Genomic DNA, 16,981 nt, shown 5'->3' on the forward strand with positions numbered 1-16,981 from the left:
AGCATGTCCGTCAGTACGTTCGACCTGTTCAAGATCGGCATCGGCCCGAGTTCCTCCCACACCGTCGGCCCGATGCGCGCGGCCGAGCGCTTCGTGCACCGCTGGCTGCTGGACCCGGGCCGGCTGCAGAACGTGGTGCGCATCCGCGCCGAAGTATTCGGCTCGCTGGCGCTGACCGGGCGCGGCCATGGCACCGACAAGGCGGTGCTGCTGGGGCTGGAAGGCCACCGCCCCAACCAGATCGACCCGGACATCATTCCCGCCACGCTGGAGCGCATCCGCAGCAGCAAGCGCATCAACCTGATGGGCCAGCGCGAGATCGCCTTCGACGAGAAGCGCGACCTGGCCATGAACAAGCGCCAGAAGCTGCCGTACCACACCAACGGCATGCGCTTCACTGCTTACGATGCCGACGACCAGATCATCGCCACCCGCGATTACTACTCCGTCGGCGGCGGCTTCGTGGTCAACGAGGACGACGCGGCCGATGACCGCATCGTGCCCGACCAGACCCCGGTGCCGTATCCGTTCAAGAGCGGCGACGAGCTGCTGGCGCAGGCCGCGCGCAGCGGCCTGAGCATCGCGCAGATGATGTTCGAGAACGAAAAATGCTGGCGCAGCGAAGAGGACATCCGCGCCGGCCTGCGCGAGATCTGGGATGCCATGCAGTCCTGCGTGACCCGCGGCATTCGTTCCGAAGGCACCCTGCCCGGCGGGCTCAACGTCAGCCGCCGCGCGCCGACGCTGTACCGCGAGCTGTCTTCGCGCCCCGAGGCGGCGATGCGCGATCCGCTGACCACGCTGGACTGGGTCAACCTCTACGCATTGGCGGTCAATGAAGAAAACGCCGCCGGTGGCCGCGTGGTCACTGCGCCGACCAATGGCGCGGCCGGCATCATCCCCTCGGTACTGCATTACTACGACCGCTTCTGCCCGGGCAGCAACGAACAGGGCGTGTTCAATTTCCTGCTCACCGCCGCGGCGATTGGCATCCTCTACAAGGAAAACGCTTCGATTAGCGGCGCTGAAGTCGGCTGCCAGGGCGAAGTGGGCGTGGCCTGTTCGATGGCTGCTGGCGGCCTGATGGCCGCGCTGGGCGGCAACCCGGGGCAGATCGAGAACGCCGCGGAAATCGGCATGGAACACAACCTGGGCCTGACCTGCGACCCCATCGGCGGGCTGGTGCAAATTCCCTGCATCGAACGCAACGCGATGGGCTCGGTGAAAGCCATCAATGCCGCACGCATGGCCATGCGTGGCGACGGCAAGCACAAGGTCTCGCTGGACAAGGTCATCAAGACCATGCGCGACACCGGCCGCGACATGCAGGACAAGTACAAGGAAACCAGCCGTGGCGGCCTGGCCGTCAACGTCATCGAGTGCTGAACACACGCCCTCCTCCCCGCAACAAAGGACTCCCATGACTGCCTCCCATCACTCCCCGCCCCATTCGCGTGCGCTCCTGCTGCTGGCGTTGATCGCCGCTGGCGTGAGCCCGGCATTCGCACAGCAGGACGGCGACAACGCCGAACTGCTGGCACAGGTGGCGCAACTGCGCGCGCAACAGGCCGAGCTCGCGCGCATGCAGCAGGACAACGAAGCCGCGTTGCTGATGCTCGAAGCCCGCCTCGGCGCCGCGCCACCGGCCACAGCCACCACGGCGGCTGCAGCGGCTACCGACAGCGCCGGAACCACGCCTGCCACGGCGCCCTCCGTTGCCGACGCAATGGCGTCGCGCCTGAAGGTCAGTGGCGACCTGCGCGTGCGCTCGCAGTTCGAGAATTCCAACGCGAACGGCCGGGACCGCACCAGCGGCCAGGTCCGTGGCCGCCTGGCAGCCGCCTTCAGCGTGAATGAGCACGTCAGCATCGGTGCCCGCCTGGTCACCGGAAACTCCGATGACCCGCGCAGCACCGACGTCCAACTTTCCAACTGGGACGACGATCTGGAAGTCAGCCTGGACCAGGCGTATCTGAAACTGGCCTTCGGCACGCTCGACGTGCACGCCGGCAAAATCCCGCAACCCTTTACCCGTACCGAACTGGTGTGGGATGGCGACGTCAATCCACAGGGCCTGTCCGCCAACTGGAAGCAGCCACTGGCCGGCGGCGGCACCCTGCGCGCCAACAGCTTGTTCTTCGTGATCGACGAGCAGGCCACCGCCGCCGACAGCACCATGGTCGGCGCGCAGTTGGGCTATGACACCGCAGCGTTGGGCAACTGGCGTTTTGATGTGTCCGCCGCGCACTATCGCTACAACATCGGCAGCACCATCGGCGCCACCGCCACCGACTGGCGCACCAACCTGCTGCGCCCGGACGGCAGCTACCTGTCGGACTTCCATCTCAACGACATGATCGTCGGCGCCAGCTACGCCGGCTGGGGTGAACGCTGGCCACTGCGCGTGGTCGGTGACTACGTGAAGAACAGTGCTGCGCGCACCGATGCCGACACCGGCTACAGCATGGACGTGCTGCTGGGACGCGCACAGCAACCCGGCGATTGGCGCTTCAGTTATGGGCACGCCATGGCCGAAGTGGATTCGGTGCTGACCGCGTTCTCCCACGACAACATCGGCTTTGGCAGCAACTACCGCATGCACGCCTTCGGCATCGATTATGTGCCGTGGTCCAAGACCACGCTCAGCGCGGTGTGGTACCGCTACCGCCCGTTGTCCGCGCAGTACAGCACCGCCGCCGATCCCTCGGACTGGCTCAATCGCTTCCGCGTGGCGTTGATGGTCAGCTTCTGACACCGGCAGGTGGTTCTCTGGCCGGCCTGCACCGGCCACCCGCGCGGGATGTATTACCCGTCCCGCGCAGCTTCAACATGCCGGCCGCCAACGGTGACCGGCCAAGCCGGCGCATGAAAACCCGCAGGCCGGAACCCTCACCTGCTTCCGGCAGAAACCGCCTGCCGTGGCGGCCAGCACCGCCAAGCAGCCACGGATATCCGCCGGAAGGCTCGCGCTGCATGACCGCAGCCAGACAAAGGCCGGCACCGCATCGGGTTGGCATGCCCGGCGCCTGTGGGAATCGTGACCTGGGCCGTCGGATGGCATTGGCCCAGCCTTGGCACCGCAAGCCGCCGGAAATGCAGAAACCCCGGATTTCTCCGGGGCTTCTGGACGTCCTGGGACATGCCCGGACTTGAAGCTGGCGCGCCCGGAGGGATTCGAACCCCCGACCAATGGCTTCGGAAGCCACTACTCTATCCGGCTGAGCTACGGGCGCAGTGGGAACCGGCCGGCAATGCCGGACGGGACGCGCATTCTAGCGGCAAAGCGCGCGCAGGTCTGCCCCCCATCGTCGCAACACCGCGTGCGGGGGCCTGGTATGGCGCAACTGGTAACCTTTGCACCCATGAGCCGTTTGCCCCACACCCCGCCCGCCGCCGGTACCTCCTCGCGGTTCGGGCACTACTGGAAACTGATGCGCGCCGACCGCCCGATCGGCACCTTGCTGCTGCTGTGGCCCACCTGGTGGGCGCTGTGGCTGGCCGCCGATGGCCTGCCGCCGCTGTGGACGCTGTTCGTGTTCAGTGCCGGCGTGTGGCTGACCCGCTCGGCCGGTTGCGTGATCAACGATTACGCCGACCGCTGGCTGGACCCGCACGTCAAGCGCACCAGGGAGCGGCCACTGGCCACCGGCGCGGTGTCCGGGCGTGAGGCGCTGGCGCTGTTTGCCGGGCTGATGCTGGTGGCATTCGCGCTGGTGCTGACCATGAACGCGCTGACCATCGGCCTGAGCTTCGTCGGTGTGTTCCTGGCCGCCAGCTATCCGTACCTGAAGCGCTACACGCATCTGCCGCAGGTCTACCTGGGCATGGCCTTCGGCTGGGGCATCCCGATGGCGTTTGCCGCCGTGCAAGGCGAAGTCCCGGCGCTGGGCTGGGTGCTGTACGGCGCCAACATCCTGTGGTCCACCGCCTACGACACCTGGTACGCCATGGTTGACCGCGACGATGACCTGAAGGTTGGCTCGCATTCCACCGCCATCCTGTTCGGCGACCTGGACCTGGTGATCCAGGGCATCCTCTATGCGCTGTTCTTCGGCGCGATGGCTTTGGTCGGCCAGCGCGCGGAACTGGGCATGGCCTACTGGGCCAGCATGGCGGTAGCGCTGCTGATGGTGGTCTATGAGTTCTGGCTGTGCCGCAACCGCGAGCGCGAACCCTGCTTCAAGGCGTTCCTGCACAACAACTGGGTCGGCGCAGTGTTGTTTGCCGGCATCGTCGCCAGCCAATATCTGGATTGAAGAAACGGCCCGCACTGCGGGCCGTTTCGTTTCTGGTAGAGCCGAACCACGCTCGGCTGGGGCATTACCAGAGAAGCATCTTCCGAGCATGGCTCGGCACTACGCTTCCGCCCCCTCCCTTTCGCGCAGCGAAGGGGAGGGTTGGGGAGGGGTAAGCGTTACATCCCGCCGATGGCCTTGCCCAGCGAACGCAGGCGGAACGCGACCACGATCTGCAGCACGCCATAGACCAGCGCCAGCACGCCGATCCACAGCGAGGTCACCGCCAGCCCCGCCAACGGGTTGAGCGCGAACATCACGCCCAGTGCCACCGCCAGCAGGCCGCTGACGATCAGCAACCATTCGCCCTGGATCTGCTTGCGCACGCGGATGGCGAACACGATGCGGTAGATGCCTGCCACCACCAGCCACGCGGCCAGGAACAGCAGTAGCACGCTCGCCGTGGCCAACGGGTTGAGAATGGCCAGCACGCCGAAGGCAATCGACACCAGCGCATAGAACACCGCCCAACCGCGCGACACCGGCGCCGAACCCCTGATCGCGGCCACCAGCACCACCACGCCCTCCACGACAGCCATCACGCCCAGCCACCAGGCCAACACCGCGGCGGTGCGTACCGGCGCCATCACCGCAAGCACGCCAAACACCACGGCAAACAGCCCGAACAGCAGCACCACCCACCAATTGCGCGACAACGCGCTGAACAGCGAGCCCGTCGGGAAACCTGTAGATGCGTTCATCTCATTACTCCTAGCTTCTGCGTTGAAGACGTATCCATCTTCACTACTGTAGACCCGCGCATGTGGCGGTGGCGTACTCAAGGCACGCGCGCGCAGACCCACGCATCCACCCGGCCCGCCCCTGCCCGACGCAGCGTCGTGGCCGCGGCCCGCAGGGTGGCGCCGGTGGTCATCACATCGTCCACCAGCACCACATGCGCCGGCACCGGCGCCACCGCAGTGAAGGCCGAGCGCAGGTTGCGGCGGCGCGCGGTGGCGTCCAGCTGCGACTGCGGTGCTGTCGGACGGATGCGCCGCAGCCCCTGCCACAGCGGCAACCCCAGCGCGCGCGACAACGGGCGTGCCAGTTCCAGCGCCTGGTCATAACCGCGCTGGCGCAACCGCGACACATGCAGCGGCACTGGAACCACCGCCATCGGCTGCTGCACGTCCGTCAATCGCGCCTGCATCAGGGCCACCAGCAGGCGGCCCGCCGCCAGGTCCTGGTGGAACTTGAACCGGCGCAGCAGGCCGTCCACCGGCGCGGCGTAGATAAAGGCCGCGCGGACTGCGTTCAGGGGCGAATGGCCTTGCCGGCAGGCGCCACAGTGCTGTTCATCATCTGCCGGTGCCAGCGGCAGGGCGCAGCGGCGGCAACTGGCTGTGGCACAAGGCAGGGCGGCGGCGCAGGCGGCACACAGATCCCGCCCCGGGATACCCGGCTCGGCGCAGACCAGGCAGCGCGGCGGGAACAGCCAGGCTGACATCCGCCCCCGCAGCCTGTAAACCAGATTTTGTTCATCAAGGTTGACAGCCCCATCCATGCTCACCAGACTGCGCCGCTTCCGTAGTCCCAACCGTCAGGTAACACCGATGTCCGCTGTCATCCGCCACGACTGGAAACGCGAAGAGCTGCAGGCCCTGTTCGACCTGCCCTTCCCCAACCTGCTGCACCGCGCCGCCAGCGTGCACCGGCTGCATTTCGACCCGGCCGAAGTCCAGGTCTCCACGCTGCTCTCGGTCAAGACCGGCGGTTGCCCGGAAGACTGCGCCTACTGCCCGCAGGCCCAGCGCCATGACACCGGCGTGGATGCGCAGAAGCTGATGGACACCGACAGCGTGGTCGCCCGCGCCCGCGCCGCCAAGCAGGCCGGCGCGTCGCGCTTCTGCATGGGTGCGGCGTGGCGTTCGCCCAAGGACCGCGACATCCCCAAGGTGGCGGCGATGATCCAGGAAGTGAAGGCGCTGGGGCTGGAGACCTGCGCCACCCTGGGCATGCTGGAAGGCCACCAGGCGCAGGCGCTCAAGGACGCCGGGCTGGACTACTACAACCACAATCTGGACACCGCGCCGGACTATTACGACTCCATCATCCATACCCGCCAGTACCAGGACCGGCTCAATACGCTGGAACACGTACGCAATGCCGGGCTGAAGACCTGCTGCGGCGGCATCGTCGGCATGGGCGAGACCCGCGACCACCGCGTCGGCCTGCTGCTGGCCCTGGCCAATCTGCCGGCGCACCCGGATTCGGTGCCGATCAACCGCCTGGTGCAGGTCGCCGGTACCCCACTGCATGGAAGCGCCGAGCTGGATGCGTTCGAGTTCGTGCGGATGATCGCCGTGGCCCGCATCGTCATGCCGCGCTCGATGGTGCGCCTGTCGGCCGGCCGCGAAAGCATGAGCGACGAGTTGCAGGCCCTGTGCTTCGTGGCTGGCGCCAACTCCATCTTCTATGGCGAAAAGCTGCTGACCACCGGCAACCCGGACACCGAGCGCGACCAGGCGCTGTTCGCCCGGCTGGGCCTCAAGCCGATGGCCGTGACGGTGGATGCCGACGACCACGACCATCCCGGCACCGTGCACCTGGACATCGCCCCGGCCTGCGCTCGCAGCGCCTGACGGCCCGCCGGCAGCCTCCCGCCCCGTCGCAGGAATTCTGACGGGCAACCGGGTACGCTAGCCGGCCGCCTGACCATGAACCATCACCATGGCCCGTCCTGACCTCCACGAACGCATCCAGCACCAGCGCAAGCTGCGGCTTGCCCAGGGCCGCATCCGCACCCGGCGCACGGTTGGCCGGCGTGACGGCGTCCGCCTGGAGATCGACGGCCGCTCGCTGGTCGGCTTCTGCAGCAACGATTACCTGGGCCTGTCGCAGCAGTTCGAGGTAGTTGCCGCGCTGCAGGACGCCGCCTCGCGCGAGGGCGCCGGCAGCACCGGCTCGCACCTGGTCTGCGGCCACCACAGCCTGCACCAGCAGCTGGAACGCGAGATGGCCGACTGGCTCGGCTATCCGCGTGCCCTGTTGTTCGACAGCGGCTTCATGGCCAACCTGGCGGTACAGCAGGCGCTGCTGAGCGAGGACACCGACGTCTGCGTGCAGGACCGGCTCAACCACGCCAGCCTGCTCGATGCCAGCCGCCTGGCCGGCTGCCGCCTGCGCCGCTATCCGCACCTGGACAGCGAAGGCGCCATGCGCCAGCTCAAGAACACCGCCGAAGGCGCGGCCATGCTGATCACCGATGGTGTCTTCAGCATGGATGGCGACATCGCCCCGCTGCGCTCGCTGGCATTGGTGGCGCGCATGCAGGAAGCGCTGTTCTACGTGGACGATGCGCATGGTGTGGGCGTGGTCGGCGAACACGGCCGTGGCTGTGTTGCCGCCGCCGGCCTGGGCGTGAATGAAGTGCCGCTGCAGCTTGCCACGCTGGGCAAGGCGCTCGGCGGCCACGGCGCGGTGGTGGTCGGCGATGAAGCCCTGATCCAGCACCTGGCCGAAACCGCACGCCCCTACATCTACACCACCGCCCTGCCACCGGCACTGGCCGCCGCCTCGCTGGCCGCGGTGAAGCTGGCACGCCGCGACCATTGGCGCCGCGAGAAGCTCACCGAGCTTGTGGCCGCCTTCCGCGACGGCGCACGCGCCCAGGGCCTGGAGTTGATGCCGTCGGAAACGCCGATCCAACCGCTGCTGTGCGGCGACGAATCGACGGTAATGGCGCTGTCGGCAACGCTGGAGCAATCCGGCTTCCTGGTCAGCGCGATCCGCCCCCCGACCGTGCCCGAGGGCAAGGCACGGCTGCGGGTAACACTGTCGGCGCTGCACAGCGTCGAACAGGTCAAGGCACTGATCGAAGCCATCGCCCGTGCCCGCGACGTGGTGCTGTACCAGCGCTCGTTGAATACCGTCAACGCCTGAGCAGGTTGTCGTTCCCATGCATATCGACGTCACCGGCAGTGGACCGGCACTGGTCCTGATCCACGGCTGGGCATTGCATGGCGGCATCTTCGCGCCGCTGGTCGAACGGCTGGCGCCGCAGTTCCAACTGCATATCGTCGACCTGCCTGGCCACGGCCACAGCCGCGACGACAGCACGCCGCTGCGCCTGCCCTACCTGGTCAACGCCATTGCCGCGGCCACCCCGGCCGCCGTGTGGTGCGGCTGGTCGCTGGGCGGGCTGGTGGCATTGCATGCAGCGGCGACGTTGCCGCAGGTGCGTGGGCTGGCGATGCTCGCTGCCACGCCGCGTTTCGTGCGTGGCGAGGACTGGCCCGATGCGGTCGAGCCCTCGGTGTTTGAACAGTTCGGGCACGATCTCGAACAGGATTATCGCGGCACGCTGGAGCGCTTTCTCGCCTTGGACGTGATGGGCTCACAGCACGCACGCAGCGAACTGCGCACCTTGCGCGAATCGCTGGTCGAACGGGGCGAACCTGCGCCGCGCGCCCTGCACGAAGGTTTGGCCTTGCTTGAACGCAGCGACCTGCGCGGCGCCCTGCCCAGCCTGCACAAGCCCGGCCTGTGGATCGCCGGCCAGCGCGACCGGCTGGTATCACCACGCGCCATGCACAGCGCCGCCGCCTTGGCGCCGCACGGCCTGCATGCCGCGCATACCATCGATGGCGGCGGCCACGCGCCGTTCCTCGGCCACGCCGATCAGGTTGCCGGGTTGCTGCAACAGTTCGTTGCGGGCTGCGCGTGAAGCGTTGCGCATCCATTGGCGCGGCATGCTTGATCATGTCGCCCCGCTGATCCCTCGAATCCCGAATCGCGAATTTTCAAGAAAATGCCTTCCCTGTTCGATCCCAAGCACGTCCGCCGCGCCTTTTCGCGCGCCGCCTCCAGCTACCACGCCGCAGCGGTGCTGCAGCAGGAAGTGGCCAAACGCCTGCTGGAATCGCTGGATTACCTGGAAGACAAGCAACCGCAGGTGGTGCTGGATGTCGGCAGCGGCCCGGCGTATTCCACCGCCGTCATGAAGAAACGCTGGCCCAAGGCGCAGGTGATCGCGCTCGACCTGGCCATGCCGATGCTGGTCCAAGCCAAGCAGCAGGCCGGCTGGTGGCGGCCGTTTTCGCGCGTGTGCGCCGATGCCCGCGCACTGCCGCTGGCCGACAACAGCGTGGACGTGATCTTCAGCAACCTGTGCCTGCAATGGGTGGAAGACCTGCCGGCGGTCTTTGCCGGTTTCCGCCGCGTGCTCAAGCCCGGCGGTCTGCTGGTGTGTTCCACCTTCGGCCCGGACACGCTGGTGGAACTGCGCGAAGCCTTCGCGCACGCCGACGACACTGCGCACGTCAGCAACTTCGTGCAGATCGCCCAGTTCGGCGACGCGCTGATGATGGCCGGCTTCCGCAATCCAGTCTTGGACCGCGACCTGTTCACGCTTACCTACGATGACCTGCCCGCGTTGATGCGCGAGCTCAAGGCCATCGGTGCCACCAACGCAATGCACAACCGCCGCCACACGCTCACCGGCCGCGGCCGTTTTGCTGCAGCACGCGACGCCTACGAACCGCTGCGTCGCGCCGACGGCAAGCTGCCCAGCAGTTGGGAAGTCATCTACGCCCAGGCCTGGGCACCGGAACCGGGCGCGCCCATCCGCGAGCAGGGCCACGATGTCGCCGCGGTGCCGGTGTCAGCGATTCCGATTCGGCGGAAGCCGAGGGAGTAAGGGCTGGGATTGGGGATGTTGGGATTGGGGATTCGCAAGAGCGAGAGCAACGGCACCCCTCCCCAGCCCTCCCCTGCGCGATGCGCAAGGGAGGGGGTACTTCGGTCAGTTTCCTGCGCAGTTGTGCCCCCTCCCTTTCACCAACGGTGAAGGGGAGGGCCGGGGAGGGGTGCTTCTGCTTCTGCTTCTGCTTTTGGGAATCCCCAATCCCTAATCCCGAATCCCCGCTCCAATCCCCAATCCCCGCTCCAACCCCAGTCACGCCCCAGTGACAAACAGGTCGCGGTGGAAGAAATACACTTCCTGCAGCAGAAAACGCCAGCTCGTATGGAAGCTGCGGAAGCGCGTGCTCGGTGTGGATGAGGCCAACGCGTCGATACCCAACTCCCTGGACAGCCGCAGCGCGCGCGCCATGTGCAACGGGTCGCTGACCACGATCACCCGGTGCAGGTCGTTTTCCGCCATCACCTGCCGGGCTTCAACCAGGTTCTGCCGCGTGGTGCGGGATTTGGTTTCGATCAGGATGTCCGCCGCCGGCACCTTCTGCTTGAGCGCATAGCGCCGCGCCACCTGCGATTCGGAAAAACGTGCACGCGAGCCACCAAAGCCGCCGGTGAAAATCAGCTTCGGCGCATAGCCCTGGCGGTACAGGTCCAGGCCGTGGCGGATGCGCTCTTCAAACACCGGCGAGGGCTTGGCGTCATACGCCGCCGCGCCCAGCACGATGATCGCGTCGGCCGGCGCGGCCTGGTCGCGGTCGCCCACCCAGATGATCCACGCCGCCACACCCATCAGCCACAGCAGTACCAGCGCACCCAGCCGCCACACCCAACCCATCAATCCAATTCGCCGGCGCCCACTCATCCCTGCCCCCAGGGCAAGGCATCCAGGTCGACATTGCCGCCGGACAGCACCACCCCGACGTTGCGCCCGGCAAAACGCTCGGGCTGGGCCAGCACGGCGGCCAGGGTGATCGCCGACGACGGCTCCACCACCTGCTTCATCACCTGCCAGATCAAGCGCATCGCCGCCACGGTGTCAGCGTCATCAACCGTGATGACCTGGGCATTGCCCTGCAGCACCGCGAAGTTTGGCCAACCCAGCGCGCCACGCAGGCCATCGCAAACGGTGTCGGGGACAAAATCCAACTGCCGCTCGCCCGCTGCCAGCGAACGCGCGGTATCGGCAGCGCCCATCGGCTCGGCCAGCACAAGCTCGCAATCAGGCAGCAACTGGCGCACGGCCAACAGGCTGCCGGCAGCCAACCCACCGCCGCCGACCGGCACCACCACCACATCCAGCGTGGCACCGGCCTGGCGCACCAGTTCCAGCGCCGCCGTGCCCTGGCCGGCAATCACGCGCGCATCGGCATAGGGATGCACCAGTGTGGCGCCGGTTTCCTGCTGCACACGCGCGCATTCGGCCTCGCGTGCGGCCTGGGTTGGCGCACAGCGCCACAACGTGGCGCCATGGCGGACAATATTGGCCAGCTTGGTGGCCACCGCACCTTCCGGCACCACCACATGGCAGGGAATGCCGCGTGAACGCGCCGCCAGCGCCAAGGCCGCGCCATGGTTGCCCGAGGAATGCGTCACCACGCCGTTGGCGGCCTGCTCGGCATCCAGCGACCACACCGCATTGCAGGCGCCGCGGAACTTGAACGCCCCGCCGCGCTGCAGGTGCTCGGCCTTGAAGTGCAGGCTGGCGCCGGCCATTGCATCCAGTTCACGCGCGCGCAGCACCGGCGTGACCGTTGCGTGCGGCGCGATGCGGGCCGCTGCCGCCAATACCTCGGCAAATCCGGGCAGAGGGAGTTCATTCATGGGGAAAGGTTAGCGTAGGCTCACCGGGTTGGGCCATCTCCGGAAATCGCCGTCGTTTCTCTCGTTGCCAGCGGTTTTGGCAGCTGGGCATGCGTCACCCGGTGCCAGCCACAGCCTGCATTCAGCCCTCCACCTGCGGATTAAGGGCCAATTCAACGCACCAGCCCGATGCTGGCACCATTCCCATTGGGGGGACCTAACAATGATCAAGCGCCTGATTGTCTCCGCCGGCCTGTTGATGGGCCTGTCCGGCTGTGCCACGTACGACTATGTCGGCGGTGGTTCGGGCGGCTATTACCATGGCTCGCCGACCACGCAGTACAACTATCCGTACGGCTATCCCTCCAGCTCCGGCTATTACGGCTATGGCAGCGGCTATTACGGCTACGGCAGCTACGGTTATCCGGTCTATCGCCCGTATTACCGCCCTTATCCGCCTTCGCACGTACACCGCCCGCCAAACCAGGGCCACGGTCACAACCACAACGGCAACCGACCGCCGCGCCCCGGCCATGAAGGCGGCAGGCCGCCACGTCCTGGCAATGGCGATGGCCGGCCGCCGCGTCCGCCACCGGCCAACAATGGCGGGGGCGGGAAGTCGCCCTGGCGTGACCTGGACCGTCTGCAACGGCCGCAACCGCGCGCCACCACCCAGCCCATGCAACAAGTGGCGCCGCGCCCGCAGGCGATGGCTGCACCCCGTCCGGCGGTTCAGTCACGTCCCGCAGCAGCCCCGCGACAGCCATCACAGGTCAGAAGTGGCCAGCGGGTCAGGACACTTGAACGGTAAAGGGCTTGCATTTGGCGCCAATACAGGCATTCTTGGCGCCACGGGTGACGGAAAGCGTCGCAATCTGACCTAAACCGGCGTCACCCAACCAGCTCAATGCCGATGTCCGCCAGAAAATCTGGATCCCCCCTGTTCCGGCCCTGACGGACATCGGCACCTAAAACGACAAAGCCCCGGCCAAGGCCGGGGCTTTGCTTTTTACGTTGCCGGGGGACTGGTGAAACAGCAAAGAATCAGGGCCGGCAGTCCCCCGACTACCGGCCCCTGTGCTCCCCCCGCATGCGCGTTAGTCGGCCCCTGTTCCAATTCCGACCATTTGCGCACAAGTCGCATGCCATGCGGGGTGCAAAGTATTAGCTGCAGGTTGCGTGCCAACTTTAGGGTCAATCACGTGCCTGGATGGCATTGGCAGTAAAATCAGCAAACACGCCGTCCCATGTGGAGTTACCCCCGCAGACGGACTTCACACTTTTCTTCGATCTCACGCCCATGAGCGACTCCTTCTACCGTTACGACGTCATCGTCATTGGTGGCGGCCACGCCGGCACCGAAGCAGCCCTGGCCGCTGCACGCGGTGGCGCCCGCACCCTGCTGCTGACCCACAACGTCGAAACCGTCGGCGCAATGAGCTGCAACCCGGCCATCGGCGGCATCGGCAAGGGCCATCTGGTCAAGGAGATCGATGCGCTGGGCGGGGCCATGGCGCATGCCGCCGACCGCGCAGGCATCCAGTGGCGCACGCTCAATGCCTCCAAGGGTCCGGCCGTGCGTGCCACCCGCTGCCAGGCCGACCGCAATCTGTACCGCATGGCGATCCGCGGCATCGTCGAAGCGCAAGCCAACCTGACCGTGTTCCAGGCCGCGGTGGACGACCTGATCATCGACGGCGACGCCATTCGTGGCGCCATCACCCAGACCGGGCTGACCTTCCACGCGCCGGCGGTGGTGCTGACTGCCGGCACCTTCCTGGCCGGCAAGATCCACATCGGCGAAACCCAATACACCGCTGGCCGCATGGGCGACCCGCCAGCCAACACGCTGGCCGCGCGCCTGCGCGAGCGCCCGTTTGTCATCGACCGCCTGAAAACCGGCACGCCGCCGCGCATCGACGGCCGCTCGCTGGATTACAGCGTGATGGACGAGCAACCCGGTGATGATCCGTTGCCGGTGATGTCCTACCTGGGCAACGTCAGCGAACATCCGCAGCAGGTGAGTTGCTGGATCACCCACACCAGCGAGCGCACCCACGACATCATCCGTGGCGCGCTGCACCGCTCGCCGTTGTACAGCGGCCAGATTGAAGGCATCGGCCCGCGTTACTGCCCGTCCATCGAGGACAAGGTGGTGCGCTTTGCCGAGAAGAACAGCCACCAGATTTTCGTCGAGCCCGAAGGCCTGGACGTGGTGGAGATCTACCCCAACGGCATTTCCACTTCGCTGCCGTTCGACGTGCAGCTGGAACTGGTACGCAGCATTCGCGGTTTCGAGAATGCATACATCACCCGCCCCGGTTACGCCATCGAATACGACTTCTTCGATCCGCGCGGCTTGAAGAACACGCTGGAAACCCGCCAGGTCAACGGCCTGTTTTTCGCCGGCCAGATCAACGGCACCACCGGCTACGAAGAAGCCGGCGCGCAGGGTTTGCTGGCCGGCATCAACGCCGCGCTGTTCGTGCAGGGCAAGGACGGCTGGTGCCCGCGTCGCGATGAAGCGTACATCGGCGTGCTGGTCGATGACCTGATCACCCACGGCACCAGCGAGCCGTACCGCATGTTCACCAGCCGCGCCGAATACCGGCTGCAGCTGCGCGAAGACAATGCCGATACGCGCCTGACGCCGACCGGCCGCGAACTCGGCCTGGTGGATGACCGCCGCTGGTCCGCGTTTGAAACCAAGCAGGCTGCCGTAGCCAACGAGAGTGCGCGCCTGCGTGGCATGTGGGCGACACCGGCCAATGCATTGGGCCGCGAAGTGGCCGAAGCCACCGGCGTGTCGGTAAGCCGCGAAACCAATGTGCTGGACCTGATCAAACGCCCGGAGCTGGACTACGCAAAGTTGATGCAGGTGGCTTCAGTCGGCCCCGGTGTGGACGACGCGCGCGTGGCCGAGCAGGTGGAAATCAACGTCAAGTACGCCGGCTACCTGGACCGCCAGCGCGAGGAAATCGAACGCCAGCAGCGCCATGAAAGCACCCTGATCGCCGAAGGCTTCGACTTCGCCTCGGTGCACGGCTTGTCGGCCGAAGCATTGCAGAAACTGGAGCGCGTACGCCCGCAGACGATTGGTCAAGCGCAGCGCATTCCCGGCATGACGCCGGCGGCGATTTCGCTGCTGCTGGTGCACCTGGAGCGGGCGCGTCGCGGCAAGGTAGCGTGAGGTTCTGATTGCAGTTGTTGGTGGAAGGAGCTTAAGCGCGTTACCCCTCCCCAACCCGTCCGGCCCGAAGGCATAGCCTTCGGTCGTTCATCAGGCCGCGCGCCAGTGGCGCGCAAGCAGGCCTTCTTCACCCCCTGCGCTATGCGCAAGGGAGGGAGCAGAAGCGGCGCTCTCCGCCATCTGAAAGAACACGCGAAACAGCCCCCTCCCTTGCGCCGAAGGCGGAGGGGAGGGTTGGGGAGGGGTGTCTTTCGCGAACACCCCAACGTCGACCGCGCAACATCACTCACATCGATGCATCTCCACTGCATCTGATTTCCAGACAAATACCCAGCCCGCCGCGCAAAGCCGCAGCCAGCCCGCGCGCTATCATGCGTATCAACGTCTCACCGACATCGAGCGCCAGCATGTCCGCACTTCGTCCCTTCCTCGATAAAACCCCCACTATCGGCGAGCGCGTCTATATCGACGAAGCCTGCACCATCATTGGTGATGTGCAGATTGGCGATGACGCCTCGATCTGGCCGGGCACGGTGATCCGCGGTGATGTGAACTACATCCGCATCGGCGCGCGCACCAACGTGCAGGACGGCACGGTCATCCATGTCAGCCACGACAGCCCATACAACAAGGGCGGTTTCCCGACGATCATCGGTGAAGGCGTCACCGTGGGCCACGGCTGCATCATCCATGCCTGCACCATTGGCGATTACTGCCTGATCGGCATGGGCGCCTGCATCCTCGACGGTGCGGTGATCGAGCCCAACGCCTTCATCGCCGCCGGTGCGGTGGTTGGCCCCGGCAAGGTGGTGCGCAGCGGCGAGTTGTGGGCCGGCAACCCGGCGCGGTTGATGCGCCAGCTCAGTGAGAAGGACATCGAAGGCCTGCGCTATTCGGCCGACCACTACGTCAAGGTCAAGGACCAGTACCGCGACATGCAGGGCTGAGCCAGGCCGGCAGTTGCCGGCGCGGTGGCAAGGCGCGCACACTGCGCGCCCCGGGCGTGGGGACGCCCATCAGGAAGTTGACATGAAGTCGATGAAATCCGGACTGCTGGGCCTGTTGGCCACAGCATCGTTGCTGTGCGTGGTTCCGTTTGCCGCCGTTGCCCAGGAAGCCGAAGGCATGACGGCCGAGCAGTTTGTGCAGTCACTGCATTTCCGTACCGGGCAGATCGAGGTGCCCGAGGCCAAGGCCCACTTCAACCTTGAAAATGGCGAATTCCGCTATCTGGACAAGGCCGATGCACGCAGCGTGCTGGAAGACATGTGGGGCAACCCGCCTGACGACAGCGTGCTGGGCCTGATCGTGCCGCGCTCGCCGGCACTGACCGACGAAGACAGCTGGGCGGTGGTGGTCACCTATTCCGATGACGGTTATGTGTCCGACGCGGACGCGCACAAGATCGACTACGACGAGCTGCTGGGCGAAATGCAGAGCACCATCCGCGATGCCAATCCCGAGCGCGAGAAAGCCGGCTACGGCACGCTCGATCTGGTGGGCTGGGCGGTGCCGCCGCGCTATGACGCCTCCAGCAAGAAGCTGCACTGGGCACGCGAACTGGCCTTCAACGACACCCCCGCGCACGTGCTGAACTACGACATCCGCGTGCTGGGCCGGCAGGGCTACCTGAGCCTCAATGCCGTCTCCGCCATGTCCGAGGTCGGCATGGTGCGCGAGGGCATGGAGCGCCTGCTGCCGCTCACCGAGTTCAACGAAGGCGCGCGTTATGCCGACCACAACCCCAGCACCGACAAGGTCGCCGCCTATGGCGTGGCCACGCTGATCGGCGGCGGGCTGGCCGCCAAGGCCGGCTTGTTCGCCAAGATTGGCCTGTTGCTGGCCAAGTTCTGGAAGCTGCTGCTGGTGGGTCTGCTGTTCCTTGGGGGCGGCATCGGCAAGCTGTTTGGCCGCAAGCGCGACAAGAACGCCAGCCACTGAGCCACACCCGGCCCAGCCTGCCGCTGCCGCAGGCTGGGTTTTCACCCTTGCGGCAGTTAAAGTCTGCGTCCTGACAGGACGCAGCAGAGACCCGAATGCCACAGGCATCCGTCCG

At 66.4% G+C, this 16,981-nt stretch carries 15 protein-coding genes and 1 tRNA gene; 11 read left to right on the forward strand and 5 right to left on the reverse strand.

Translation table 11 applies throughout. From position 1 onward, the window contains the following. Positions 1-3: 3 nt before the first annotated feature. Positions 4-1,386 carry an L-serine ammonia-lyase gene (locus ACVOLO_RS12000; RefSeq protein ID WP_481570596.1) on the forward strand — a complete coding sequence of 461 codons (1,383 nt, stop codon included), beginning with the start codon at positions 4-6 and terminating at the stop codon, positions 1,384-1,386. 34 nt (positions 1,387-1,420) lie between these two features. Then, entirely contained in the window at positions 1,421-2,752 is a 1,332-nt protein-coding gene (locus tag ACVOLO_RS12005; RefSeq protein WP_481570529.1) for a putative porin, read from the forward strand. Between the two features lie 404 nt (positions 2,753-3,156). Here the strand turns inward: ACVOLO_RS12005 and ACVOLO_RS12010 are convergent. Further along, positions 3,157-3,233: transfer RNA gene (locus tag ACVOLO_RS12010), tRNA-Arg, on the reverse strand. 129 nt (positions 3,234-3,362) lie between these two features. Between ACVOLO_RS12010 and ubiA the strand changes: the two genes are divergently transcribed. Then, on the forward strand, positions 3,363-4,256 hold the full coding sequence (gene ubiA, locus ACVOLO_RS12015; RefSeq protein WP_481570530.1) for a 4-hydroxybenzoate octaprenyltransferase: 894 nt from the start codon (positions 3,363-3,365) through the stop codon (positions 4,254-4,256). 158 nt (positions 4,257-4,414) lie between these two features. Here ubiA and ACVOLO_RS12020 read toward each other — a convergent pair whose 3' ends face one another. Together ACVOLO_RS12020 and ACVOLO_RS12025 are read right to left on the reverse strand one after the other, a co-directional pair. Continuing rightward, positions 4,415-4,996: an HdeD family acid-resistance protein gene (locus ACVOLO_RS12020; protein WP_481570531.1), complete on the reverse strand. Its 582-nt coding sequence runs from the start codon at positions 4,994-4,996 to the stop codon at positions 4,415-4,417. 77 nt (positions 4,997-5,073) lie between these two features. Then, positions 5,074-5,799 (reverse strand): ComF family protein, encoded by a 726-nt coding sequence (locus ACVOLO_RS12025; protein ID WP_481570532.1) that lies wholly within the window; start codon positions 5,797-5,799, stop codon positions 5,074-5,076. Between the two features lie 49 nt (positions 5,800-5,848). On the opposite strand from ACVOLO_RS12025, the gene bioB reads away from it, so the two are divergent. The 4 genes from bioB to bioC all read left to right on the forward strand — a co-directional run bounded on the left by bioB (position 5,849) and on the right by bioC (position 9,933). Then, positions 5,849-6,877, forward strand: coding sequence for a biotin synthase BioB (gene bioB, locus ACVOLO_RS12030; RefSeq protein WP_481570533.1), 1,029 nt, complete (start codon positions 5,849-5,851; stop codon positions 6,875-6,877). A gap of 88 nt (positions 6,878-6,965) precedes the next feature. Next, entirely contained in the window at positions 6,966-8,177 is a 1,212-nt protein-coding gene (bioF, locus tag ACVOLO_RS12035) for an 8-amino-7-oxononanoate synthase (protein WP_481570534.1), read from the forward strand. 16 nt (positions 8,178-8,193) lie between these two features. Continuing rightward, a complete protein-coding gene (gene bioH / locus ACVOLO_RS12040) occupies positions 8,194-8,961 on the forward strand; it encodes a pimeloyl-ACP methyl ester esterase BioH (RefSeq protein WP_481570535.1) in 768 nt (255 codons plus the stop codon). A gap of 84 nt (positions 8,962-9,045) precedes the next feature. Then, the gene (bioC, locus tag ACVOLO_RS12045; RefSeq protein WP_481570536.1) at positions 9,046-9,933 is read left to right on the forward strand and encodes a malonyl-ACP O-methyltransferase BioC; all 888 of its coding nucleotides are present in this window, start codon (positions 9,046-9,048) and stop codon (positions 9,931-9,933) included. A 258-nt stretch (positions 9,934-10,191) separates the two neighbouring features. Here bioC and ACVOLO_RS12050 read toward each other — a convergent pair whose 3' ends face one another. Together ACVOLO_RS12050 and ACVOLO_RS12055 are read right to left on the reverse strand one after the other, a co-directional pair. Further along, positions 10,192-10,809, reverse strand: a complete 618-nt coding sequence (locus ACVOLO_RS12050) for a YdcF family protein (RefSeq protein WP_481570597.1) — start codon at positions 10,807-10,809, stop codon at positions 10,192-10,194. Beyond that, positions 10,794-11,756 carry a pyridoxal-phosphate dependent enzyme gene (locus ACVOLO_RS12055; RefSeq protein WP_481570538.1) on the reverse strand — a complete coding sequence of 321 codons (963 nt, stop codon included), beginning with the start codon at positions 11,754-11,756 and terminating at the stop codon, positions 10,794-10,796. The genes ACVOLO_RS12050 and ACVOLO_RS12055 overlap by 16 nt, the downstream gene beginning before the upstream one ends. 202 nt (positions 11,757-11,958) lie before the next feature. On the opposite strand from ACVOLO_RS12055, the gene ACVOLO_RS12060 reads away from it, so the two are divergent. The 4 genes from ACVOLO_RS12060 to ACVOLO_RS12075 all read left to right on the forward strand — a co-directional run bounded on the left by ACVOLO_RS12060 (position 11,959) and on the right by ACVOLO_RS12075 (position 16,866). Continuing rightward, positions 11,959-12,546 carry a hypothetical protein gene (locus ACVOLO_RS12060; protein ID WP_481570539.1) on the forward strand — a complete coding sequence of 196 codons (588 nt, stop codon included), beginning with the start codon at positions 11,959-11,961 and terminating at the stop codon, positions 12,544-12,546. Positions 12,547-13,035: 489 nt separating this feature from the next. Then, on the forward strand, positions 13,036-14,925 hold the full coding sequence (gene mnmG, locus ACVOLO_RS12065; protein WP_481570540.1) for a tRNA uridine-5-carboxymethylaminomethyl(34) synthesis enzyme MnmG: 1,890 nt from the start codon (positions 13,036-13,038) through the stop codon (positions 14,923-14,925). Between the two features lie 407 nt (positions 14,926-15,332). Then, complete coding sequence (locus ACVOLO_RS12070; protein ID WP_481570541.1) at positions 15,333-15,872, forward strand: gamma carbonic anhydrase family protein; 540 nt, start codon at positions 15,333-15,335, stop codon at positions 15,870-15,872. An 82-nt stretch (positions 15,873-15,954) separates the two neighbouring features. Continuing rightward, on the forward strand, positions 15,955-16,866 hold the full coding sequence (locus tag ACVOLO_RS12075) for a DUF2167 domain-containing protein (protein ID WP_481570543.1): 912 nt from the start codon (positions 15,955-15,957) through the stop codon (positions 16,864-16,866). Positions 16,867-16,981: the final 115 nt, after the last annotated feature.

Source organism: Stenotrophomonas sp. STEN056, from assembly GCF_056759635.1.